This is a genomic window from Pseudoalteromonas sp. MMG013 (assembly GCF_018100885.1).
Classification (GTDB): Bacteria; Pseudomonadota; Gammaproteobacteria; order Enterobacterales; family Alteromonadaceae; genus Pseudoalteromonas; species Pseudoalteromonas aurantia.
The window spans coordinates 1-25017 of the sequence record NZ_JAGJEE010000038.1; the positions used below are offsets into that span (position 1 = coordinate 1).

Annotated in this window: 24 protein-coding genes; 6 read left to right on the plus strand and 18 right to left on the minus strand. The window is 41.1% G+C overall.

Annotated features, from left to right (window positions below):
• The 15 genes from J8L98_RS21535 to J8L98_RS21605 form a co-directional block, all read right to left on the minus strand.
• Window positions 1-5402: Ig-like domain-containing protein (locus J8L98_RS21535; protein ID WP_210998150.1), on the minus strand; the 5402-nt coding region annotated here is incomplete at its 3' end.
• 5 nt (window positions 5403-5407) lie between these two features.
• Complete coding sequence (locus tag J8L98_RS21540) at window positions 5408-6604, minus strand: TIGR03032 family protein (protein WP_210998151.1); 1197 nt, start codon at window positions 6602-6604, stop codon at window positions 5408-5410.
• Between the two features lie 46 nt (window positions 6605-6650).
• The gene (locus J8L98_RS21545; RefSeq protein WP_247682657.1) at window positions 6651-7868 is read right to left on the minus strand and encodes a S8/S53 family peptidase; all 1218 of its coding nucleotides are present in this window, start codon (window positions 7866-7868) and stop codon (window positions 6651-6653) included.
• Window positions 7869-8032: 164 nt separating this feature from the next.
• The gene (locus J8L98_RS21550; protein ID WP_247682658.1) at window positions 8033-8572 is read right to left on the minus strand and encodes a tail fiber protein; all 540 of its coding nucleotides are present in this window, start codon (window positions 8570-8572) and stop codon (window positions 8033-8035) included.
• 10 nt (window positions 8573-8582) lie between these two features.
• Window positions 8583-9113, minus strand: coding sequence for a tail fiber protein (locus tag J8L98_RS21555; RefSeq protein ID WP_210998152.1), 531 nt, complete (start codon window positions 9111-9113; stop codon window positions 8583-8585).
• A 12-nt stretch (window positions 9114-9125) separates the two neighbouring features.
• Window positions 9126-9671 carry a tail fiber protein gene (locus J8L98_RS21560; RefSeq protein WP_210998153.1) on the minus strand — a complete coding sequence of 182 codons (546 nt, stop codon included), beginning with the start codon at window positions 9669-9671 and terminating at the stop codon, window positions 9126-9128.
• A 63-nt stretch (window positions 9672-9734) separates the two neighbouring features.
• The gene (locus tag J8L98_RS21565; protein ID WP_210998154.1) at window positions 9735-10016 is read right to left on the minus strand and encodes a hypothetical protein; all 282 of its coding nucleotides are present in this window, start codon (window positions 10014-10016) and stop codon (window positions 9735-9737) included.
• Window positions 10017-10045: 29 nt separating this feature from the next.
• Window positions 10046-10555, minus strand: a complete 510-nt coding sequence (locus tag J8L98_RS21570; protein WP_210998155.1) for a GNAT family N-acetyltransferase — start codon at window positions 10553-10555, stop codon at window positions 10046-10048.
• A 15-nt stretch (window positions 10556-10570) separates the two neighbouring features.
• The gene (locus tag J8L98_RS21575; RefSeq protein WP_210998156.1) at window positions 10571-11188 is read right to left on the minus strand and encodes an aspartyl/asparaginyl beta-hydroxylase domain-containing protein; all 618 of its coding nucleotides are present in this window, start codon (window positions 11186-11188) and stop codon (window positions 10571-10573) included.
• Between the two features lie 244 nt (window positions 11189-11432).
• A complete protein-coding gene (locus J8L98_RS21580) occupies window positions 11433-12164 on the minus strand; it encodes a transporter substrate-binding domain-containing protein (protein WP_210998157.1) in 732 nt (243 codons plus the stop codon).
• Between the two features lie 96 nt (window positions 12165-12260).
• The gene (locus tag J8L98_RS21585; protein WP_210998158.1) at window positions 12261-12674 is read right to left on the minus strand and encodes a hypothetical protein; all 414 of its coding nucleotides are present in this window, start codon (window positions 12672-12674) and stop codon (window positions 12261-12263) included.
• Window positions 12671-13606 (minus strand): ornithine cyclodeaminase family protein, encoded by a 936-nt coding sequence (locus tag J8L98_RS21590; RefSeq protein ID WP_210998159.1) that lies wholly within the window; start codon window positions 13604-13606, stop codon window positions 12671-12673. Before J8L98_RS21590 ends, J8L98_RS21585 begins: the two co-directional genes overlap by 4 nt.
• 7 nt (window positions 13607-13613) lie before the next feature.
• Window positions 13614-14714 (minus strand): Xaa-Pro peptidase family protein, encoded by a 1101-nt coding sequence (locus J8L98_RS21595; protein ID WP_348771922.1) that lies wholly within the window; start codon window positions 14712-14714, stop codon window positions 13614-13616.
• Window positions 14715-14780: 66 nt separating this feature from the next.
• A complete protein-coding gene (locus J8L98_RS21600) occupies window positions 14781-15446 on the minus strand; it encodes a GntR family transcriptional regulator (RefSeq protein ID WP_192507350.1) in 666 nt (221 codons plus the stop codon).
• A 123-nt stretch (window positions 15447-15569) separates the two neighbouring features.
• Window positions 15570-15968, minus strand: coding sequence for a hypothetical protein (locus tag J8L98_RS21605; protein WP_210998160.1), 399 nt, complete (start codon window positions 15966-15968; stop codon window positions 15570-15572).
• A gap of 182 nt (window positions 15969-16150) precedes the next feature.
• Here J8L98_RS21605 and J8L98_RS21610 point away from each other — a divergent pair, with 182 nt between their 5' ends.
• From J8L98_RS21610 to J8L98_RS21630, 5 genes are all read left to right on the plus strand, one after another.
• A complete protein-coding gene (locus J8L98_RS21610; RefSeq protein ID WP_247682659.1) occupies window positions 16151-16981 on the plus strand; it encodes a hypothetical protein in 831 nt (276 codons plus the stop codon).
• A 94-nt stretch (window positions 16982-17075) separates the two neighbouring features.
• The gene (locus tag J8L98_RS21615) at window positions 17076-17327 is read left to right on the plus strand and encodes a TIGR03643 family protein (RefSeq protein ID WP_210998161.1); all 252 of its coding nucleotides are present in this window, start codon (window positions 17076-17078) and stop codon (window positions 17325-17327) included.
• Between the two features lie 207 nt (window positions 17328-17534).
• Entirely contained in the window at window positions 17535-19175 is a 1641-nt protein-coding gene (locus tag J8L98_RS21620) for a methyl-accepting chemotaxis protein (RefSeq protein WP_247682660.1), read from the plus strand.
• Window positions 19176-19259: 84 nt separating this feature from the next.
• Window positions 19260-20276 (plus strand): tetratricopeptide repeat protein, encoded by a 1017-nt coding sequence (locus J8L98_RS21625; RefSeq protein WP_210998163.1) that lies wholly within the window; start codon window positions 19260-19262, stop codon window positions 20274-20276.
• A 79-nt stretch (window positions 20277-20355) separates the two neighbouring features.
• Window positions 20356-20772, plus strand: coding sequence for a VF530 family DNA-binding protein (locus J8L98_RS21630; RefSeq protein WP_210998164.1), 417 nt, complete (start codon window positions 20356-20358; stop codon window positions 20770-20772).
• Window positions 20773-20860: 88 nt separating this feature from the next.
• On the opposite strand, the gene J8L98_RS21635 is transcribed toward J8L98_RS21630, so the two are convergent.
• Genes J8L98_RS21635 through J8L98_RS21645 form a run of 3 tightly spaced genes read right to left on the minus strand, consistent with a single transcriptional unit; the run spans window position 20861 to window position 23167 of the window.
• Complete coding sequence (locus J8L98_RS21635; protein WP_282098542.1) at window positions 20861-21631, minus strand: transporter substrate-binding domain-containing protein; 771 nt, start codon at window positions 21629-21631, stop codon at window positions 20861-20863.
• A gap of 46 nt (window positions 21632-21677) precedes the next feature.
• Entirely contained in the window at window positions 21678-22085 is a 408-nt protein-coding gene (locus tag J8L98_RS21640; protein WP_210998166.1) for a phosphate ABC transporter substrate-binding protein, read from the minus strand.
• A gap of 11 nt (window positions 22086-22096) precedes the next feature.
• The gene (locus tag J8L98_RS21645; protein WP_210998167.1) at window positions 22097-23167 is read right to left on the minus strand and encodes a porin; all 1071 of its coding nucleotides are present in this window, start codon (window positions 23165-23167) and stop codon (window positions 22097-22099) included.
• A gap of 209 nt (window positions 23168-23376) precedes the next feature.
• Here J8L98_RS21645 and J8L98_RS21650 point away from each other — a divergent pair, with 209 nt between their 5' ends.
• Window positions 23377-24999, plus strand: a complete 1623-nt coding sequence (locus J8L98_RS21650) for a HAMP domain-containing methyl-accepting chemotaxis protein (protein ID WP_210998168.1) — start codon at window positions 23377-23379, stop codon at window positions 24997-24999.
• Window positions 25000-25017: the final 18 nt, after the last annotated feature.

The window sequence follows — 25017 nt, forward strand, 5'->3', positions numbered from 1 at the left end:
CTGGCATTAACGATGGCATCACCTTCAATGGGTGTGGTTATACTGGGTGTGCTTGCACTGGTATCAATGTTAATAGCAAGTGCGCTTGATGCACTACTATTATTACCGGCCAGATCTGTCGCAACTACGGTAATAGAATGTGTGTTTGCAGACAGTGCAGATGATGGCGTAAAGCTCCAACTTCCACCAGCAGGCACCACCACCGACCCTAACACACCATCCTTATCTGACGTGAGTGTTATCGTGTCTCCAGCTGCCGCCGTTCCATCAATGGTCGGCGTGGTATCTGATGTAATATTATCCGTATTTGAGCTACCGGTATCACTTGCACTGTTTAAGTCTGGGGTACTTGGTACACTTGGAGCTGTTGTGTCTAATGTGACACTCAAACCCGTTGAAGTTGATGATGTATTGTTACTAGCATCCGTTGCTGTTGCTGTAATCGTGTGTGATGTGTTAGATGTTAGCGTGCTTGTTGTTATCTCCCATGAACCACCGGTTGCAGTGCCTGAGCCAATAACAGTCGTGCCTGACACACTGCTAAATAGCTTAACCGTTGATCCTGCCTCTGCAGAACCTGACAACGTTAAGGTTGTATCATTGGTATAATTATCAGTGCTTGAAGCGCCTGTATCTGACGCTGCATCTAAATCTAACGAGGTTGGCGCATTTGGCGCTACATCATCACTGACTGTAATGGTAAATGACTCTTGAAACGAAGACGTACCATCATGTGATTGCACACACACAATATAACTGCCAGCGCTGATTGCTGCTTGTGTTTCTAATATGCTGCCATTTATCTGGAAACTGCCATTGCCACTATTGGCTGTACACGTCCCGCTTGTTGAAGTGCCAGCATCAACTAAGGTGTATGTGTGGCTACTATCATCCACATCCGTGGTACTTAAGGTGCCAACATCTGCCCCCGCACTGGTGCTTGATTGAGTCATACTTGATGAAGACAATGCAATATCGGTTGGCGTATCATCCACTGCTGAAATCGTGACTGTCGCTTGGTTTGTCCCTGTACTATCAGATGTACCATCATTAAAGGTGTAATCTAACGTTACACTACTTGATGGGTCTTCAGACGTATTAGCATAAGTAAGTGATGAAATAACCGAATCAACAATACTTGATGTTGCGCTGCTATTAAATGTGAGTTTAATCGTACCAGCAGAATTGGTCGTTACGGTGCCGACTGACACACTATTATAAGTAAAGCTATTACCTTGTGTCAGTGCCCCTAGTAAACCGGTGTTGGCAAATACATCGGTGCTATTTGCGCCACCATTTCTTGTTATTGTTAAACTGGCATTATTATAATCACCGGTATTGCCATTGAGTGCATCCAATTCTGTATCAGCAACGGTTACGTCACTGTCTATTGTAACGGCACTATTGCCCTCTGTGAAAGTTGCACCGCCATTTAACGAAGCAAAAACTGGGACGTCATTACTGGCAATAAAGGTGATCACCGTATTAGCGCCACTATCCGCAACAGTAAATGATAAATTTGATGCCGGCGCATTTGTCAGCGACAGTGTCAACTCAGATATATTAAAATCCGTTGCATCGGTATCAACTTCTAATGTACTTGAGCCATTAAAGCGTACATTGTTAGTCGATAAGCCAGTGACACCTGTTATCGTGATCATGTCCCCAATTGCTAAATCTGCGATGGTATCACCCGACAGGTCAGAGGTACTCCCTATGAAATTGTCATTCCCCCCGTTACCCGTCATTGCATCAGTGCCGCCGCCAGGGCGGATAGTATCAGCACCAGAGCCACCGGTATAAGTATCCGCACCGTTAAAATCGGTGGCTGAAATGGTTAACACGTCGCCACTAAAAGCACTGGCATTTAAGGTAATAGCGCCCGTTACAGCACTACCAGTTGCATTGGTTATATCAACCGTCCCGCCATCTGAAGCAAAGTTATCTGTTAAGGTAAGCGTAAAATTACTATTTGTTCCTATGGCTACACCTTCAACTGATGAAACCGATGTGCTGCTAAAATCAAACGTCCCACCATCCATTAATTTCAGTATTTCGCTGCCAGCCCCACCAACAATTGACGTACTAAAATCACCGATATTGGCAGCATCAATTGCAACGGTTGCACCGCTACTTAAGCTCAGGGTCCCTATATTAAAGTAACTGCCACCAGAGACATCCGCACCATTGGATGCAGATACAGTATCGGTTTGGCTTGCATCACCGGTTAGTGTGCCTGTATAGGCACTTGAGCCAATATCGAACGTAACCGTATCTGTGGACGAATTAGCTGTCACATTCGTTGTACCATTACTAATAGTAACAGTTCGCGTATTAGTACTATCATCACCTATGGTATAGGACTCAACGGAAGAGAATGTGGTTAAATTACCATCGCCACTGATAATAATTGTTTCAGAACCAGACGCCGTAATTGTGCCACCAAATGCGTTGTGCTGACTTGCCGTCATAGTCACTGAGGCGCCCGACGCTAAGGTGAGGTTATTCACATTAGAAATAGACCCTGCTGATATATTCGCACCACTGCTTAAGCTGAGCGTATCTGCAACAGTATTGTCACCCGTAATAGTGCCTGTAAACGCAAGCGTGCCTAAATCAAATGTGATTGCATCAGTCGCTGAGGTTGCAGTAACAGAATGCCCTGCGCTGGTGACCGTCACTGACCGAGCGTTCGTACTGTCATCATTTAAGGTATAATTCTCAATGGCCGATACGGTACTCACATTACCATCACCAGAAACAGATACTGTTTCTGTACCGCTGCCAGATATCGTTCCAGTAAAACTAGACAATTGGGCTGCATTAATTGTTACAGTACCACCAGCAGCAACCGATAAATTCTCAAAGCCACTGACGGTCGCACCCGATATATTTCCACCGTTGGTAACAGCCAATGTATCTGTGCCACTTCCACCCGCTAAAGTCCCTGTCGCACTCAGTGCATTCACATTAACCGTGTCATCGTTACCACTACCCGTTAGGTTTTGTGACGCGCTGCCTAAAGTAAATGTATTCGCTGCACTCAACACATACGTTTCAACCGCACTGTTCCCCGTTAAGCCATCGGTCGCTGCGCTTATGGTAATTGAATCAGTGCCGCTTGCAGTTACTGTTGAAAAGCCATCGTGTTGCGCTTCTGTCATTGTGACCGATGCGCCACCGCTCAATGTTAAAGATTCGAATGCACTGACTGTTGCATTGCTGATACTTGCCCCTGTGCTCATTTGCAGCACATCTGTATCGCCGCCGCCAGCAAGCGTACCCGTAACGCTTAACCCAGCAATATTAACGGTATCTGCACTGCTACTACCGGTAATATTTTGCGCTGCGCCAGATAAGGTAATGTTAAAACCAGCATTGAGAATATATGTTTCAATATCCGCATCAGCAGTAACCGTGCCATCCCCATCAGCACTTGCCAAGGTAAATGTATTTGTTCCGGTACCATTTATGGTTGTAAACCCATCGTGTTGAGACTCACTGAGCGTTAATGAACCATTATTATAAGTCGAGAGGGTTTCAAAGGTGGTTAAACTGGTAAATTGCGTCAGATCACTGCCATCTATTACAACAATTTCATCGGTACCATCGCCACCTTGAGCAGTTGATCCTGAAATATGACTGGCAGATGTTATAGTGAGCGTTTCATCTTCATTGCTAAATGATATAGCTGGGCTTAAGTTGGCACCCGATGTAGTATTAAATGATGCTGCAGAGCTACTTGCAGCGGTCACATTCGCAACACTTAGTACTGCACTTCGTGACGTACTGTTATCAGTACCATCGTTAACAACAACAGTGACTGTTCTAGATGTAGTATTAGGCGTCGAACTCGTATTATTATAAGTCACCGCTTGTAAAAATGTTGCTACTTCTGCGGTCGTCGCAGTTGCGCCCGTAATTGAAAGTGTGTCTTGTAGTGAAATATCAGAGGCACCACTTATCCCTGTCAATGCATTTTGCGCACTTGCTGATACATTGAGCCCTTCCGATGCGCCATCTTGATCATTCGTTAAACTAACTGTAATTGTTGTTATCGTGTCGGTATCTGTAACCGTCGGGCTCGTCATGAAACCGACTGCACCTGACCCTTCAGAAAATGACGCGGTTGTATCATTGCCTGATGTGCCACTATTTAAATCAACCACAGGCGCTGCGTTTACCGTAGTGAAATTAAACGTGGTATCGTCACTGATACCTGCAAAACTATTGCCTGCTGAGTCATCAACTGCCGTTGAATCTACGCGCAGTGCATATTGATTGCTACCGGTTAAGCTATTCGTCGGATTTATATAAATCTTGTCGTTGACAATACCAATGTGGCCCGCGCTCGGGGTATTGGTTGAACCTTCACTTTCAGTCGCAACGTTAAACACTTCAAAATCACTTGATCCTGTGACATCGCGAACGGTTATATTACCCGTGCTTAACGCTACATTTTCACTAAAATCGATGACGATATTATCAGACACCGAGACATTAGTACCATTATCTGTTGGCGTTGAGTTTGCGCTGTCAAATGTCGGCGCTGTCACATCTGCGGTGGTAAAATTAAACGTCGTATCATCACTGATACCTGCAAAACTATTGCCTGCTGAGTCATCTACTGCCGTTGAATCTACGCGCAGTGCATATTGATTGCTCCCAGTTAAATCATTCGTCGGATTTATATAAATCTTGTCGTTGACAATACCAATGTGGCCCGCGCTTGGGGTATTGGTTGAACCTTCACTTTCAGTCGCAACGTTAAACACTTCAAAATCACTTGACCCTGTGACATCGCGAACGGTTATGTTACCCGAGCCTAACGCCACATTTTCACTAAAATCAATGACTATGTTACTAGATACTGACACATTCGTTGCGTTATCTGTTGGCGTTGAGTTTGCACTGTCAAATGTGGGTGCTGTCACATCTGCACTACAAGAACCAACAACCGTGCCCCCAAAACCAAGATTAGGGCTTGTACAACTAAAAGCAGATGCAACCATTCGACAACTTCCATCTGGTAACAAACAGGCAACATTCGCAGCAAATACCTTTTGTATCAATAAATCACTATCAGCATATGTACTATCGCCTGATACAATCGTCACTTTTTGATTACTCGGTTTAAGTAACCCCTGTGAAGTCAAAAAGCTTAATGTACTTCGCACATCCAAGCTTGAACTATTTTGCTTGTCACTTTTTCCTCTGCCAAAGGTATCAAATGGATTACTATTCGCTGTATCAACTACCTCAGTTACCGCCTCGATGTGCTCTGTATCGTATGATTGATTATTATTTGAGGGGGTTTTTACTGTATCAGCATACGCACCAGTGGCAATCAAAGATGGTACAGCGATTGCCAAAATGCTCTTATTAATACTTGTGCGTTCCATGATAATTACTCCTGACAAAATTCAAAAATGAAACTAGATAGTGCATCTGAGCTTTGCAGCACCTCGGGTGCTGTACTACTGGTTACAATTGCAATATCATAAATTTGTTTTACGTCCCCTGAAAAAGTTAAGCAACTAATTACTTTCCCATTATTTATATCTAACAGCCAAATGCCACACTGATTTTCACCTAACAGTCTTTCGTTTCCTGTAAAATTCATTTTTCCGTCAGACGTACGTAATGTACTTGTACCCACAATCATTAAATCACCAAAGAATGTCATCCCTCTCGTGAAGCCCGGGAGCTCAGCCAAAACACGTGTAGTGTCTGCTTCTGGATCATACACATGAATAGCCCCGTCGCCAGATGCACAATAATAGACTTTCCCCAAGTGGCACCTCGGTGAATGCGGCATTGAAATACCCGCCTTGACTATTTTATTTTCAACAACGTCAATAAGTACGCCGTGACTGCCAATCTCATCTCGCCAGCCTTCTGCCGTATCTGATTCACTGAATGCAGTTGCATAACGAGGAATACCATCAAGCATGGCCATACCATTTAAATGGCATCGGTTATCAGGTTTTAACTCGGATATAAATTCAGGCCGCCAAGCTGCAACAAAGCTATAGTCAGGGCTGAGTTTGCATAAACATGAAAATACTGAATTAACTACCCATAACCCTTCGGTACCCCACGCTATATCATGGGCATTAATCAAACCAGTCGATAAGCTGGCCCTTTCAACGAACAAACTATCCGCTGATTTAACACTTTGAACTTGTTCACTTAATTCGTACCTAAACTGCGTAAGCTCTTTAAGCTCACTGTCTTGTAACTTGCTTGGCAGCGCTTCATAATTATCAAACTCACCGTCAATTATAGCCCTATGCCCACTTTTAGTTTTCTTAAAATCAATCACTTGATTCAATGTGCCCAGTGTTATCCGATTATCATCGGCATACAAACCCATTGGTCTTGGAAACGCTTTTAGTTTTGTTTCTAGTTTTCCAACTTGAGACCGCACTACAATAAGTCGTTGTGAGTGATAACTAGTCGCAAGTAAAGAAATACCGAGCTGAGCCAATATTTTTGGTAAGTTATCACTATAGGTGCTACTAAAATCTAAATTTTCAGTTTCAGTTTCAGTTTCAGTTTCAGTTTCAGAATTCACACCCAGTTTCGAGGTACGCAAAATCATATTCTCCATTATTCTTTTAGTGCTTTTTTATTACTGCCAATTACTGTCATTTTGCTATGCCTATTAATACGCTACGTGCTGACTTGATGTGTTCAACTAAATGTAGTTGGCTTAATGGCCGCGCGACACCACATGCTTTTAACTGAGCGAGTATGCCAGAAACAATGGCAGCTGACGCAGATGTCCCCCCCAAATTGATATCCCCCTCCAATGAGGTCGATTTGACTGAAGCTGATGCATAATAATCAACACATTCTCCATAATTAGAAAACTCCGCAAGTTTACCATTTGCATAGAGAGAACCCACCACGACAACCGATTCTAGTTTAGATAATTTATTAATTTCACATGCTTTTTGTCTATTATTACCAGCTGATGCAACAATGATGGGGTCGTGTGCTGCCAACGCTAAATCTTTAATAACGGCAGTAGTGATATCAGATAAAAATGGAAGAACCCAGCTACAGTTAATTACATCTGCTTTCATTAATTTAGCCACGTGAAATGCCAATATCAAAGAAGAAGTCCATGTTGATACTTGCCGAATCGCAATTATTTCACTGGTAGGCGCAAAACCCTCTCCCCCCATATTGTCGCGCTTGGCCGCGATAATCCCAGCGACCAGTGTGCCATGGTAGTCTATTCCCTTTTTAGCACTGGCATCCAATACATGTTCATCAGCGTCGTACTCGAGTAAAACAGTTAAATCATTAAATTCGCTATGGCTAAAGTCAAACCCGTCATCAATAATTGCGACCCTAACTTTCTTAATAGGTGAATGACAAAAAGGAGGCTTAAGTGATGTTACAGAGCTTGCTTGCACGTGAACTTTTTTTGGCTGAACTTCGTGATTGGCTTTAGGTAACTTTCTGACAGGGGCTATATCTGGCTCCACCGCTACGACACTTTGGTGGGCTTTTAATACAGAAAAAACATCAAAAAAATACTCTTTTTCTGGTGTGACCCAATAGACTGCTCCGCCTTGTATCTTTGCAATAACTTGCACTTGGGCAATTTGACTATGCAATTGTGAAATTTCTGTTTCTGATAGCCAAGACTGGATTATTATTTTTTTATTAAACGCATACTTTTTCCCTTTTTCATCGACTAAAAAGTCATTGCTGTATTGACTCAGAACAACCGTTTCTTTGTTACTCTGAAAACGTACCGAATTCACAAAAGGCTGCGCAGATAACCCCATGACAAACAAGTAACTGGTTAAAATTAACGCCAATTTAATCACACGCCAATATAAGCAGCTCAATTTAAGCACTTCGCTTTAATCAAGAAAATACCTACCTGATTCATTAAAATAAAATACATTATACTTCCATTACTAATACACAAGTAATACCCAAACAGCCCCAAAATGTGACATACAACAACAAGGTACACAGATTTTAGTTGATAAACCTGTGCACCTACACGTCAGTTCCGGGGTGGGTAAATCCCGTCCAATGCAATACAAAAATTGAGCACCAATGCAGGTTGCATATTCTCATGAGGTTGGCCTGCGCCCGCCACAGAAAAGCTAGAGCTATCCATTAAATCAACATCATTATCAAGTGGTGCTGTATACCTTAACACACCACCACCTGCGGCATTATCAAGTGCTAACTTGTTATTACTTGGTTCACCTGTATCACCTACCTGAAGCACACCAGAAATACTGTGTGTATGCTCAGGTAACTGAGATGGAACCAATGCTTCTTGAGTGAATCCTCCAAAATAAGAGAATGGCCGCAAGGATAGTCCAGGCCCCTGCCCTGCATGCATCGGCGTACGCCCTGCTAAATCAGGAATGCCAAATGTTGTTCTACCATTTCCTCCAAAATTAGCCCCTAACAAACTAAAGATTGCTGTCATCTGTGCAATACTTAAAATTTGGCCACTACAAGTGGCCCAATCTTGAGGACTGAACGTTGCGCCCAAACTTCGAATTTCTCCAATAAATGGATCTGCCATCATTTATTCTCCTCTAGTTTCTTGATGGAAAAATGCCTTGCAGGCAAATAACAAAGTGAATGGCCAAGTAGGGCATCATATTATTATGAGGCACATTACCTCCAGCGGACTCAACAGCTGATTCGCTCAATTCTTGTACCGCACCTGTTACTGCACCATTTAAATACGCGGTTTCATTTTGTGGACTCTTTGCAAGTACATTACCGATTGCAGTAGATGTGTTTGCACTGTTATTGCTTGCTTGTAAACTATGAGTATGGGCAGGAATTTGACTCACTTGTAAGGTCACACTCTCTACACCCGTTTTAGCCGCAAGTGGATAATTTTGTAAGCCTGGCCCTTGGCCAAAATGAACAGGTATACGGCTTCTCATATCTGGCAGTGCAAACGATGAGCGTCCATTTCCCCCGTATTGGGCCCCTATCAGGGCAAACAAAGCCTGATTTTGATTTACTGCCATAATGGTGCCATTACACATTGCCCATTGCCGTGGTGCAAAAGTGGTGGCCATCATCTTTATTTCACCAATAAATGATTCAGACATGCTTTCTCCTTATTAATTTCTTGGTGGGAAAATACCGTCAAGCGCCATGCAAAAATTCAGTGCTAATAAAGGCTGAATATTCGTATGAGACTGACCGCCCCCCGCGCTAGAAACAACGTCTTGTGCCAGCCCTGTTAGATTTGCAGAACTGCTGTACATAAAGGGCTCTGGTCCGCTAAAAGCATCCTTTGAATTAGAAAACACCCTATCGGTAAAAGTTGGGTTATTTATTGCCTCAGTACTGGTCGCTTGTACTCCATGAGAATGGGCGGCCATTTCAGCAATACTGAGCGTGACATTTTCCACGCCATACTGGTTGCCAGCCGTAAATACCCTACTAGGCTCACTTTTCAGAGTTCCTCTCCCGATTGGCGTTCGCCCTCGAAGGTCTGGTAATTTAAAATTCGTTCGACCATCACCTCCAAATTGAGTCCCTAACAATGCATAAAGTGCCCCATGTTGTGAGATCGTAACAAACCCACCATTACAAAACACCCAATCTTTTGGGGCAAAATTAAACGCAAATGGCCTTATTTCTGACATAAACGGGTCAGCCATAAAAATCTCCTATTCACTTAATTAAACGGATAATTTACTTTATTAATTAACTTAGAACGCCAACTACCTCTTTTGAGCAATATGTATCTCATACTCTGTTTCACTATTTGGCGATAAAAACAATTCAGCTTCACCAAATGCTTCATGCTCGAGCTTATAAGTACCTTGGCTTAGAGGTTCATTGGCTTTGCCGTTTAACAGCACACTAAATGCATTCCACTCGTCTCCATCAAGTTTTGATTTTTTGACCGATGATATTTCTAATTCCACTTCGCCGTTTTGGCCTACAATCTTGACAACAGACCCTTGTGCACTTTCAACATTTTCAAACGTAAATTTTTCCATATTAAACCCCTATGCTTACTTTGATTTAGTTACACACCGCTCATTAACTTCGCTGGGTGCGGGTACCACACCATAAATTCATATGGTGGGCTAATAGATTCAACTTGAAACCCTAAACGATAATATAACTGCTTTGCTGCCACATTATTTTGTTCAACAGAGAGCGTTAAAGGTGCACCCGACTGTAATGCCGCACTTTGAAATGATTGAATGATTGCGGAGCCAAAGCCATGTCCACGGGCGCTGGGTAAAAAACCAATGTCGACAATGCGAATTTCGTTTGGGCCAAAATCGATGGTTGCTTTACCTATCGCTTCATGGTGCTTTTCTATAATAAAGTACATTGCATTGGGAAACTTATCCCCATATCCTTCAGTTTGAGCCCGAAATTGCATTTCTACAATCGACTCTACGAAATCTTTCTCTCCATCAATTAGCTGTAAATCTTGGCGCATAGAATGGTGCAGCTTTTCTAAAAAAGGTTTATCTGCTGTATTAGACGGCCTTATATTGAGCCCTTTTGGAATATTAAATTTCATTACCTCGTTATCTCCTTAACTTACTTTTTTACAGCAATATGTTTTGTTTTTAGAGTTCATAATTAAGTTAAATAGCCACTCATTAACATTGCAGTCTATGACAAGGTTAATTCTTGATGTATCTCCGGTGTTTTTCACTGAATGTTCTGCATCGGCATTGATATACCAAACACTATTTACAGCCATCGGCACAGTTGCGCCGTCGACTTGAAACTGAACTTCTGGAGAAATCTCTAAAGGAATATGAATACGTGCTTGTGATGAAATCTCAACACTAAGCCCTTTATCTCTATGAGGTTTAATATATGAATTAGGGTGCAAACGCATCAGACGTACAGACAAGACGTCACATTCGAACCGAGCAATAAGAGCCCTAATAGAAGGCAAACGTTTCAAATACTGACTTTCTACCCAAGGGCTTTCACAATTATGTGAAAATGCTTGTAAAATGATATGGCTATCTAGGTGCTCTTTGGGAATTATTAAAGGCAATACATCCCAATCTCCGTCATAGCAAGACGTATTTACGTGGCTTACCCAGTCATGGCTTTTCGCAGCTTCAATATCAGATGATAGCTCCGACCCTTCTAACGAAAGATCTAACTGTGCAAACGCCAAAATAGGCTCAGACATCCAACTTCCTTATAATTATTTGGGAGATAATGTATGCCTCTACATAATCTGTCCATAATCATACAATACGATTAATTGCTTTAATATAAATAATTACACAGTTTGGCGTAATTCCAAATTACAACACATTACACTGGCAAAAACTGCCCAAATATGTGCTTAACTCTTTCTCATTATTACAAAAAGCGTATTGCTATCTTTTACTAGCTGCATCAAAATATAGCCTACTTCTAGCCATTATCAACTATTGATAGTCCATTTCAATCGCATGTATTTCTTGCTCCGACACAGCTTTAAGTAAGCCACTTAGTATTACTGCCTTTTCATGATTTTGATCTGAATAACCTATAAATTGCCTTTGTGAATGAACCAACTCAGGTAAAATTGAGACCGGTAAATTAAACTGAGAGATAATTTTCTTGGCCCAGCGCTTATCAACAAGCACTGCGCCAACACGGTTAGATGATAAAATGTCGAACAGAGCCCTCGCATCTTCGTCTGAGCCTTCATAGTAAGAACGTTTAATAATAACTGCATTGATATCAGCAAGTGTTTGAAGGGCTGCTTTTGGGTAGGGATATTCTTGTGCAATCACCACGCTAAATAAGGGCAGAGATTTTATTTTTTCTAACGTTAAAAATTGATTGTTCACATTGACTGCCAATGCCATTTCCCATACCGAAACTCCATGCTCAACCAAATTTAGATCATCTGCACTATCGATGTGTAGCGTAAAGTCGTATTTACCACTCAATACATCGTCAATACATCGTTTATACGGTAGTTCGGTGAACGAAGCCGACATATTTTCATTGTTTAACACATACTTTAGTAAATCGACTTGAATACCTTTTGCATCTCCAGCTTCTTCAACGAAACTGAATGGCCACCATCGTGAAAAACAAAAACTGTACGTATCCGCCTGAGCAAATACATTACAATGAAATAGCCATATAAAAATCAGCACCCATTTCATGTTAAACAACCTGTGAAGTACAGTAATACTTAACTAAGCGTAATAGGTTTTAGGTTAGGTGCAAATATACGCACCACATTTAGTCAGATTATATTTTTACCGTACAAAAGGGAGTGTGTTACTTAACAGTACACATATTACAACGCCTAACGACATTACAAACCATAGCTTCGCAAATTTCGTTTGTTGACACGCATTGTAGTAGCACTGTGTTGGGTTGTCAGGATCGATTAAAATAAACGTTGGCTCATTCGCACTGAATGATTTACACAGTTGCGTACGGTAAGCCGTTTGGCAACTATACTGCTTTTCTTGGAATGTAAATTCGACCAATAAGCTTTCTTCAGACAGCATTTCCATTGGGCCTGCTTTATGTTGCTTTACTTTTACCAAGTTATTGACTTGCACTTGTCGCCAAATACGCTTTTTAAACCGTTTTCTTTTCCCTTGCCAGAACAACAAAGACGCCATAACCAGCATTACTGCGCCTAAAACCAATAACCAGTTCATAAAACCAACCTATACACTAAATGCGCCGTTAGCAAATCACTTAACGCCATCCCGACTGATTTAAACACAGTAATATCATCACCTGAACGTACAAAACTGACATCATGTAGCTCACTTAGTTCAGCAACAACAAACGAGCTATCGATCAGTCCTTCCGAGATAGGAATGAGTACTTCCCCCGCTTCATTAAGCACGTTTACGCGGCTATCTACAAACAATTTAGAGCGGGTAACCGTTGTCGAGTCACATTCTCTGTGTTGTTTATGATGATTACCTATCAAATCAACATGGGCTCCAGGCTTTAACCAAGCGCCATCAAAAAGTGGCTCATGAGATCCGGTTGCACAACTGACTATATCTGCACTGTTTATTGTGGCTTCGTTTGCATTTCCAGATATAAATTCAATACCTTTAAACTTGATAGAAAGCGTTGAAATTAATGATGCTACTTTTGATTTATCACGAGCAACCAAGGTCACTTTTTCTATCGGTCGTACGGACAAATGCGCTTCTATCATATAAAGTGCCAAATTGCCGGAGCCAAAAAATACCAAATGACGGCTGTCAGGGCGAGAAAGGTAAGAAGATGCCAAAGCAGACACGCTTGCGGTACGCCAAAACGTCACGCTTGTACCGTCAATCAATGCTAATGGTTCACCATGTTGTCTGTCGAAAAGCATAATTTTCGAGTATAAGCTTTTAAACCCTTTCTCTGTATTACTTGGAAAATAAGTGAATGACTTAACCCCAATGACTTCATTGTTCCATGCCGGTAACACCGCAAAAGCATCATGATTGTTCGCATCTTCTGTAAGAGGAAACACCTGTCTTGGTGGCGTACCAGCAGGCTTTGCAAACCCTATTTTTAGTGCTTCAATCACAGCCTTAAAACTTAAACTGCTGTGTACTTGTTGCTCTGAGATGATATGCATATCTCTGTTACTCCACTATAAATTGTTTCGGTGCATGAGTTAAACACTCAAACCCCTCGTGCGTTACCAAAATGTCATCTTCAATCCTAACCCCCCCTAACTCTGGAATGTATATCCCGGGCTCTATCGTAATTACATTTCCAGCCTGTAATACAAAATGTGTTTTCGGTGTGATAAATGGTGTTTCATGCAAATGTAGTCCTAAACCATGTCCGAGCCCCTTACCTGCATACTCCTCATAGCCTGCACCAAACAAAACGCGCTCTGACGCTGCGTTCAATTCAATACAATTAGTGCCAGATTTAACCAGTTCAAGACTGGTATTTTGCGCCGCAATAACCGTCTCATACATATGCTGCTGCTTAGCAGTTGCTGATTGATAAACATAGGTGCGAGTCATATCTGAGCGATATCCATTAACCACAGCGCCAAAGTCAATGAGGATCATGTCACCCTCTTTAAGCTGTGTGTTCCCAGGCTTGCCATGAGGTAATGCACTACGAGGCCCAAATAATAATATGGTATCAAAGCTAACACCATCAGAGCCCAGCTTCTGCATCTTGTAGTCAAGCTCAGTGGCAAGCTCCTTTTCTGTTACACCCAAACGCACATGCCCTAGCATGTCAGCAAGTGCAAGATCAGCTATTGCAGCCGCTTTTTTAATGTTTGTGACTTCCCATTCACATTTTACCGTTCTAAGTTGCTCTATCAGACCTGTTATCGGTCTAAGTACCCTATCTAGTGTGGTTGCGATTTCTTGCCATAAATTCACTGTAATATACGCAGCATCAAATCCTGTATCTCCACTGGGTAAATGACGTTGAATACACGCCCCCAATGTTTCACTACTGCGATCTCGGCACACAATATCGCAATGCTGGCACTCCTGCTGAGCTCGCTCAAAGTAACGGTAATCTGTGATTAAAATGTATTTTTTTGGGCTAGCAATAAGATATGCTGCGTTACCGGTAAACCCTGTTAAGTAGTTAATATTTTCAGGGCCAAACACCAGCATGCTATTGAGCTTACTGTCGTTCAAAGTTTGATTAAATTTGGATTGTCGAGAAGTATACCTTGAGATCATTGCGCTATTAGAGTCGTTTTCCATGCGACACAACATAGCGCAATATTAAATTGCATACAATATTAAATATTCAATAAATTTACATATTTGTTATTTTGTTTGCTCTGTTTTTAGTAATAATTGCTTAATGTCATCTTTGGCAGCACTAATATGCAGTTTCAAGTACTGGCATGCTTTTTCTGCATCTTTGGTTTTGCACAATTCAAGTAAAGTACGGTGCTCTTCTGGTGCGGTTTTAATGCCACCTGCCAATAATATATGCATGCGCACGTAACGCTCCGAGTTTTTGCTATACATAGCAACTAACTCCGCCGTTTGCGGACGATTCGCTCTGCTATACAACTTTACATGAAACTCGGCATTAAGCTTACCTGTTGCCAATTGTGTATCACCAGCTTCTGTGGCTTCTTCTAAGTCGTATAATATAGCTTCAGCTTCAAGTAAGTCTCGAGGCGTTAAATTAGCGATTGAATGACGTAATAGTTCTGCCTCCAACAATGCCCGTAAATCAAAGATTTCATCAATTTGATCCGCGCTCAGCATTGTAGCCGTAGCGCCTTTATGCGCTTCAAAATTAACTAACCCTTCTGCTTCCAGCTGTAACAAGGCCTCTCTAACAGGAATGCGACTCACGTTTAACTCGTCCGCTAACGCAGCTTGACGTAATGGGTCGCCGGCTTTAATTTCTCCTGAAAGAATCTTCTCTCTTATTGCTTCTGCGACAAGTTGTGTACGTGTTTTATGCTCAATTCCCATGAGTGCCCCTATATTTTGCATTTAGCATACATTATACATATATCAGCTATTGCTGCTACATTTGACTGATAAACATCACAAATGCTGTATGATTTAATTATTCTTAAGCTACAACGCGCTGGCTTAATTTATCTTCTGCCAAACCTCTCGTTCAACCAGTTTACCATTTTTATGAAGTGTATGGTGCCACAAGTCTTGCTCTATTTGATACGTAAATGCCATCGACTTACCTATCAAATTGTTTACATTGCCATATTCAACGTGCTCGGTGAAATGGGTATTATCCAATTGGTACGATCCACCTCCTGCATACAAAAATTTTCCGTTATTTTGTGTTATGTAACTAAAGTGACTTTTTGAAATTATCTTTACGGAGCTTAACTCAGGCGCGCGTGCTGTAACCAGCCCTTTATCAGTTGCGTACTCTCCTTTAACAAACTGCCACGTGCCTATTAATGGATTTGCTATCACAACGTTGATATTTAAAACAACCGTTGCCAGCCCTAACTTTAACCTTACCATAAATTAACCTCTTGATTTTATTAAAAAACAATCAAGATATTAGAGCATACCCCATCAATTTTATCACTTGAGATACTTTCATAATACTAAGCAAGCTCTCAATATAATGTAATTTTTATATAAAACACAGGTCTATTATTAATTAGTCGTAGTTCAATTAACAATAGCGAAAAATAATGTATATGAACCTCAACAAATTACTCATGCTAGTGCTTTCTATCAGTTTTATTTCACGTGAGGCACTCAGTATAGAATTGAAGTATCAAAACTTTGATGCGCTATCTACTCAACAACAGTCTGTTGTTAAATCTTGGATAGAATATGGCGTACTGGCTAGCGAAAATACATTGGGACCATTATCCCAAGATTATGTCCCCGTTAAATTAAAACCACGATACTTTGCATTTGAGCCAGTTCCTTGGGCAACGGTAAATAGAGGTAACCCTGACGGTATTGAGCTACACTTCAATCGCTACGCAGCAGAATCTACCTTAAAAAAGGATTGGACGCTCTATCACGAAATTGCCCATTTGTATCATCCACTATTAAACTACGAAGACTTTTGGATAAGTGAAGGGTTAGCCACTTACTTGCAAAATATTACCATGTTAGAAAATGGCATTATTTCTTATCATGATTTTAAGAATCGCTTATGGTCTGGCCTTTCAAGAGGGAAACAACAAACTAAAAGTAAGCAAGGTAAATTATCCAGCGTATCAAGTAACATGTGGTCACTACGCGCACAACAAAGAGTCTACTGGAGTGGTGTAGCATTTTTTATTGAAGCTGAAATTGCGCTAAAATCCAAAACACCATCAGCGCCCTCAGTTGCTCAACTGATCAAGCAATACCAACTATACCGCAAAGACCCCACCCAAGATACTAACCACTTTATTAGTAAGCTTGATCAGTTAAGTCACAGTGCTGTTTTTACAAACTTATATCGTAAATACATACACAGAAAAGACTTTCCAATCATTACCCGAACTCAAATTGATCAGTTGAGGCATTAATAAATGATAAAATATCATGGCTAAAAGCAGCCAACGACTGCCCCGAATCAGCACTTCTTTCGTATATGGTAATATTTATATAAAGAGTAGAGCGATGAATTATAAAGAACCAGACATTTCACGAATAATTGAAATGGCGTGGGAAGATCGTACCCCTTACGAAGCAATTGATAATCTATATGGGCTATCTGTGCCTCAATTAACTCAGTTTATGCAAAACCACCTGTCTCGTCGCAGTTTTGTTACATGGAGAAAAAGACATCGAGGTCGCAAAAATAAGCACTTTCACCTGCGCCTTACAACAGTAACTCGTAGCCACTGTAAAACTCAATACAAATTAAAATAGTCTCCCAAAAAAGCCCAGTGCAATGGCGCTTCATATTATTGGCTGGCTTTTTTACAGATGGATTGCCTCAGAACAACACCAAAGCATTCATTTTGAGTTCAGAATGCAATTTAAAAAAGATTGTTTCGGTCTATTACACTATAATTGCAACACTTTTGCTAAGATTACAATTAGTTGCGCTTCATTCAATCTTATATGGGTATCAAATTGGACTATTTATCAACTTTAAAAGTAAAAACACGATTGGGAATAGGGTTTGGCTTTATATTAAGCTTGCTGATTCTACTCACTATAATGGGTATCATTAAAGTTAACTTTATTGATCACACTTTAGCAGAGATTACCGATGTTAACTCTGTTAAACAACGATATGCCATAAATTACCGAGGCAGTGTACACGACCGAGCTATTGCAATCAGAGATATCGCGATGGCACGTTCACCTCAAGAGATAACACGTTTTCAAAACGAAATTAAAGAACTCGCCGAATTCTATTTAGAGTCTGAAGAAAAGATGTCAAAAATGCAAAGAGACGGCATACACTTTTCCAGAGATGAACTGCGCATCCTCAATAACATTGATAAGATCCAATCACAAACCTTACCTCTGATTGAAAGTATCATTAATGATAAACGCCGTGGAGAGGTCATGACGACCACCATTTTAGACTCGGCCCGTCCCGCGTTTATTGAGTGGTTAAATGCAATAAATGAATTTATCGATTTCCAAGAAGTTAAAAACCAACAGCTGACCCCTGAAGCTCGCTCCGTTGCTGGTGGTTTCCAAGAGCTCATGTTGTCCCTTTGTGCACTTGCCATCGCAATATCCATTTTCGTTGGGCTTATGATAGAGCGTAGCTTTAGATCTTCCTTGGGAGGAGAACCGTTTGAGGCAGAACAAGCCATAAAAGCTATGGCCAATGGTTCCTTAACACATACTAATACGGATCACCCTACAGGCAGTATTCTCCACTCTTTGTCCGAAATGAGTAAAACACTCACAACCACAGTACGCAACATCGTCACAGCATCACAAAATGTATCAGTGCAAGTCAATGATGTCGCTCAAGGTTCAGCTTCTGTGTTAGACGCGGCCCGCCAACAAGCATCCTTAACTTCCGATACGGCATCTAAACTCTCTGACATGCGCCACAGTATTGACCAAGTCTCTCAAATAGCGCATCTAACGGAAAACAACTCCTCAATGACTACTGACAATGCCAAGCAAGGTCGAGAGCTCGTATTCGATGCAGCCCAAGAAATGGAAAAAATTGCCACGACAGTTGATGAAGCAGTAAACCAAGTAAAAAAATTGGAAGAAAGAACCAAAGAGATTGGCGGTATTGTTAATGTGATCAGTGGTATTTCTGAACAAACCAACTTACTAGCGCTCAATGCTGCTATTGAAGCGGCCCGTGCCGGAGAAACTGGTCGAGGATTTGCCGTTGTCGCCGACGAAGTTAGGCAGCTAGCACAAAGGACAGGTGAGGCAACCTCACAAATTGAAACAATGATCTCTGAAGTGCAAGCCGAGACAGCGGCCAGCGTATCTGCAATGGAAACAACCCAACCCCAAGTAGAAAGTGGTAAAGAACGTACAACTAAAGCAAGCGAGCTTCTCGCTAATATTGAAGAGCAGGCTGCTGATTCACTTAACAGAATAAAAGAAGTCGCCAAAGCCACTTCGGATCAAGTTAATGTAGTCAGTGATATAGCCACTGCGATGGAACAAATATCCGCGATGTCATCAGACGCTATTCATTCAATGCAAAATAATGAAAAAGCCGTAGATTCGCTGAATAACCTATCTAGTCAGCTTAAAGGGGAAGTGGACTACTTCAAAATTTAACATTAGACGCCTGAAATCTAAATAAGCATTCAGGCGTCTTTTTGACCACGATACGTGGGTCAAAACAACCTAACTGGATAGACTATGGGATTGAATTGGATACCTTGGGTTATTTCAATGACGCTTTCTCCTGCACCATTATTTAATGCGCTAAATGAAATTAAATCGCTTAACCGTACCGAACCAAATAAAGCGCTGCAATACTATGAAGAAATCATAGACCGCATTCCAACTATCCCTTCAAAAGGTTCAATGGAACTTCACTTAGCTGGACTGGAAGCCGCGATTCGAACCAATAATAGCCAACTCATCTCACATTCACTGGGTATCATTACTCAGACCCGCTGGCTTAATACAACTGTACATAGCCATTTTCGCATATTCGTACCAATGGCTATCCATCATCGCAGAATAGGTGATTATGACTATGCAAAATATTTGAACTTATGTGCACTTAATTGGGCTGCAACAGCCCGTGACTATACCAAAGTAGTTGGTAATTTGACCGTTGTATATCGTTATACAGGACAACATAAAGAAGCGGTCACATTACTCAAAAAATCACTACTTCGTGCCAGCACTCAAACTGTAAAAGCTGGAATTTATAACAACCTAGGTAACTTTTATCTACTTGAGAAAGACTATAAACAAGCCGAGTCTATGTATAAAAAAGCATTAAAAATTCATAATTTAGAGAATGATATCTTGCTGTCGTCAAGTGTCGGTTTAAACCTTTTATACATCATGACCCAACAGCAAGATTGGCAAAACTTTGCGCGTTACAAAGACGCTATACAACAAACCGTTACACATAGTGAGAAAGCTGATTTTATTGAGTATCTAAATTGGCTATTACTCGTATTTCGCACGCGCGGTGATGGCGCATTATTAACAGCTGATGAAGTTGCCAGATTAAATACACATATGTCTATGTTAGTCACGACTGAAATTGCACCGTCAATTGCCGAGTTTGTATTATTGTTTGACCATAAAGAATTAAGCGCGGCGTGGGGCCAAGTCTCCCCTTTACTTATCAACAAAATAACTAGCACTGGCAAACGTGCTCCTATTGAACTCTCATGCTCACCTCAGGCCCAGTGAATTACTGCTATAACGGTTTCAATAATCATAAATAGTACTTATAATTACCCTAATTTATTTAAAAACTCAGTGAGCAAAGATGAACAACAAAGATCTATACCGGAGCAACCCATTGACCGGTGTTAAACTTGACCAAGTGATTAACGAACTTGTCGAGCAGTATGGTTGGGAGCTTCTTCACGCTTATTTACAGCTTAACTGTTTTAAAAATAACCCGAGTACTGAATCAGCCGTAAAATTTTTAAAAAAAACAGTATGGGCACAAGAAAAAGTGGAAAATTTTTACCTGTACCGCTTAAAAAACCTACCTAAGCCTGATGATGTACAATACGAACTGCCCCCTCGCGACCGTATTATTCCTGAAGGTCATGTACCAGGCACACCGTGCGAGTTAAGCTTTTCGGATGCAAAGCGTATCCAAGAAAAAAAAGCTGCTAAAGATAGAGCCCGTACAAGAAAGCAACGTTCGTCTGCACAAAACCCTTGGGGTAACTAATCATGTATCGCTGGGCAGCTGCCCAGCTTATTTTTGTATTAATGTTACGCTTTATAAAAGCAGCAGTATTTAGCAAGAACCTCACCTTTCACCCTTGCTCATAACGTTTCACTAAATCATCAATTTTAGGCTTTAAGTTTTTAATTATATGATTAATTTCTTCAACTTGCTCTAAGGTGAAACGCTCTTTCCTAAGTAGAAAGTGCACATCATTGTCATGTACTGGATATGGCCAAACTTTCAACTTATCTAGTGCCAGTTTACTTGCTATGTATTGACCCGTAATCTTATCTTCAATAATGTAATCCACTCGTCCTATCGCTAAAAGCTCTGCTCTGCGTTTAATGCTAGCAATCGCAATAAACTGCTCTTGATATTTATCTTGATTAGCCAAATCTTTGACTTCTTCTCCATAATACGAGCCTAAGCTCACACCGATACGAATGTTTTGAGTTAGAATTTGTTCTAAAGAAGTGATATTAACCGGTGAATTAATTGAAAATAGTCGCATTTTTTCTGTGCGATAAGGCGCGGAATAGAGCCCGAGTTTGGCCCTTTCTTTAGTATAACTGGTCATCAAAACAACATCGACGGAGCCGCGCTCAAGTTCATTAAAACTGCGAGCTGAAGAGGGCAATTTTACAAAAAATGTGCAGTGCCCCCATTGCTTGAAAACCATTTTTGCGATATTCACATCTAAACCATCAGCTCCAGATGCCGTCAACATGGTGAGCGGAGGCCACTCTACCACAAACCCCACTTTAACTGAGTCAATACATTCCTTTGCTATATTTACAAATGAAACACACAAAAGCAAAGTTGCAATAATAAATTTAAATATATATGTAGTGATTCGCATAGCTTTAGATACGAGGAAAAGCAACGTCGCTTTTCCTCACAGCACCTTAAAACTGCTTAATTACTTTAACTTGATCTGTCACAGCACCTGAAGAAACAAATCCGATTGTATCAGGGTTAGCGGCAATCATTTTCAGCACTTCGGCATCATTAGACACCTCTTTTGGCGGCGTTCCTTTACCAGTAAAAATTAATTTTGACCAATACGCTTTAAGTTGCGCTGAGGACTTATTCAACACTTTATCGTTAAACTCATCGGTAACAGCACTCCCCGCCCCTTGCGAAATTGGGATAACTTTATTGCCATTAGAAAAAGACTTCTCTTTACCAGTAAAAATACGCTTAATTGTCGAAGCCTCAAAACTACTTCCGTTACTTGGATGAACAATAACAGACACATCAGCATATGCATTGATTGCACCGGTTAATAGCAGTAAACATGTTAACTTTTTCATGATCTATCCTCCTAAAAAACCACATCGATACCAAGTGTCAGCGCTTTACTATCACCTGCAACGGCCAGTGATACTGAGTCATCGTTAACTTTATCATATTGGACTTTAAATGCCGCGGATGGGTGAAAATCCCACCGCACACCAACCGCTTGCGTATCGTGTTTTTCTGCATCTTGACCTTCACCTTCAAAGTTAGAAACCATCACATATGGGGTGAAATCATTGATACGATACCCAGCACTAATCATGTAGGTATCTAAATTGCCGCCTAGATCTAATCGGTTAAATTCGGATAAGATAAAGAAATTACCAAAGTCAGCATTAGCAGCTAGCCCATAAAACTTGCCATCTCTTGAGTCTTTGCCATCCCACATGGTCGCTTCACCGTTACGGAATCGTTTATTGGTATATTGCATATGGGTAAATCGTAGCTCTAACCAATCGTAGCTTAACTGGACCACGCCTCCCAAAATATCTTCCCAGATTTCTCGCGTTGGCGTTTGAAAAAAGAAATCAGATAGAAGTTTGTTTTCGCCATCATCTTCACGCCCTGTATAAACGTTTGCAGATATCCCCCAATCTCCAATTGAGCCGTTATAAAGTACGTTAATCCCTTCATAATTAAATATTTGCCACGTATAATTATCAGCTGGCGCGCGCATCCAAACGTAAGCATAGCCTACATCGTAAAAATCTGAATAATAGAACAAGGGTAAGCGCTTTTTACCTGCCTGAATTGTCCAATTATCATTAATATCGTAAGACACATACGCCCATTCAAACTCGGCGTCATAGTCATTGGCACCACGCGCAACAATTTGCCCTGTTACACTTAAACCATCCCCTAAATCACCGCTAACCTGTAAGCCTATCAGTGATTCTGGCGAAAATGAGAAATCCTCTTTATATGCACTAACAATTGGATAGTCAGCAAGAAATGTGGGTTCTAAACCGAATTGAGGAACCCCTGTTCCACTCAAAACTTTACCACCATTGATACTTGCAAATCCGGATATATTTACCTCTGCGTGAAGCGCTGTTGAGGTCAACGCTGCGAGCAAGAGAGTTGATTTTAATTTCATAGATAGCTCCGCTAATCTAGTGTTATTGGCAGAGCTAAGTATAGTTAAACATCCGAAAAAGAAAGTTTTATTGATAAAAATTGGATTGGGACTAAGCTTTATTCAGATGACGGATACATCCGATATAGGCACTCAGCCTTATGGACCGACTCATCTGGTCGTATATCACAACTAATATGTTGTAATATTGTTAGCTAATAAGGTGTTATATGTCTTCACTATCGCATTTAAAAAATCTTAGTATCTCCAAAAAGATACACGCAATAACGATCGTGGCTGTGACGGCATTTGTCGTACTAGTTATGATTAACTACAACTCTATGCAAGCAAATCAGCACTCATTGGATGAGCTTGAAAACCAAACCTATAAACTCCTCATACTCACATCAAAAAATGTGACAACGATGCAGGCGTTAGATGAAACCTACACGCAATCAGTCACCTTTGGTGATGCCGAATTGATAGATAAAGCGGAGGGAATGAGCGAGACGTTGCTTGATAATTTAGAAGAAATACCAGCACTTAATCGTAACTTTCCAACAACGAGTACCATTAATGATATTAAAAAGTATGAAGTTATCGCAAAAAACATAGCGAATAGCATGATCGATGGTACGGCAGACTTTGCCACACTTCCTCAAAAAGCAAAACAGAAAAGTGATTTGTTTGACGAAGTGATGGCTCAGCTCAGCAGTGACCAAAAAAGAGCTGATGAGCGATTTTTCGAGCTGATCAATAATACCAAAGTTAATGCTGATAGCGCACTGACGAAAATGTTTATCGTCACGATTATTTCTTTAATTATTGTTATTATGCTGGCTGTCATGATTGCAAAAGGGATCAGTTCTGCTGCGAAAGAGGCTGCCGGTAATTTGAACTTGCTCGCTGAAGGAAAAGGCTCTTTGAGCTCACAATTAACGGTGCACTCGGCCGATGAAATTGGTCAAGTCTCTCGCAACTTCAACGCTTTTGTAAACTTGTTACGCGCAACTGTCGTTGACGTGATAGCCGTTGTTGAACCTCTTACACAAAACTCAACAAGACTCGTTGAAGGTATGCAATCAGCAGAACACGCCACCCAACAACAATCGAGTGACGCTGAGGTTGTGCGTCAGTCTATGGAGGAAATGAAACAAAGCGTTGGGGATATTTCACAGTCTGCTGCAAATGCATTCCAAGCTGCTGAGCTCGCTGAGAATGCAGTTGATGAAAGTATGAAACAAATCAATGTATCTGTGGCTCAGTCTCAGGATTTAAGCGAGGAAATTAATAAGGCAGCGAATACAATCAACAAGCTTGCTGACGACACCCAAAATGTTACTCAAATCTTAAACGTGATCACTTCAATTGCCGAACAAACCAATCTACTTGCTTTGAACGCAGCTATTGAGGCTGCCCGAGCCGGCGAGCAAGGCCGAGGTTTCGCGGTGGTTGCTGATGAAGTTCGAGAGCTTGCATCTCGTACAGCAAAATCAACCAACGAAATACGCGAACTGATCAGTATTTTGACCGTCGCAGCGTCAGATTCAGTTACAGCAATGAATAGCGCAAGAGATATGGCAACAAACAATGCTCAGGCTGCAGAAGCAACAGGGACATCAATACAGCTAATTTCTGAACAAATTTTAGCCATTAACGGAATGAACTCTCAAATTGCAACGGCCACTGAAGAACAAACATCTGTTGCCGCAATGGTGGTCGATAACGTATCGAGTATGCATAGCTCTTTTGAAGAAACAATGAACTCCCTTTCTCAAGTTGGTGATGTGGCTCAAAACCTACATAAGCTATCTGACAACCTGCTCGACTCTACATCTAAGTTCAAAATTTAGACTATTTTTATTAATTAA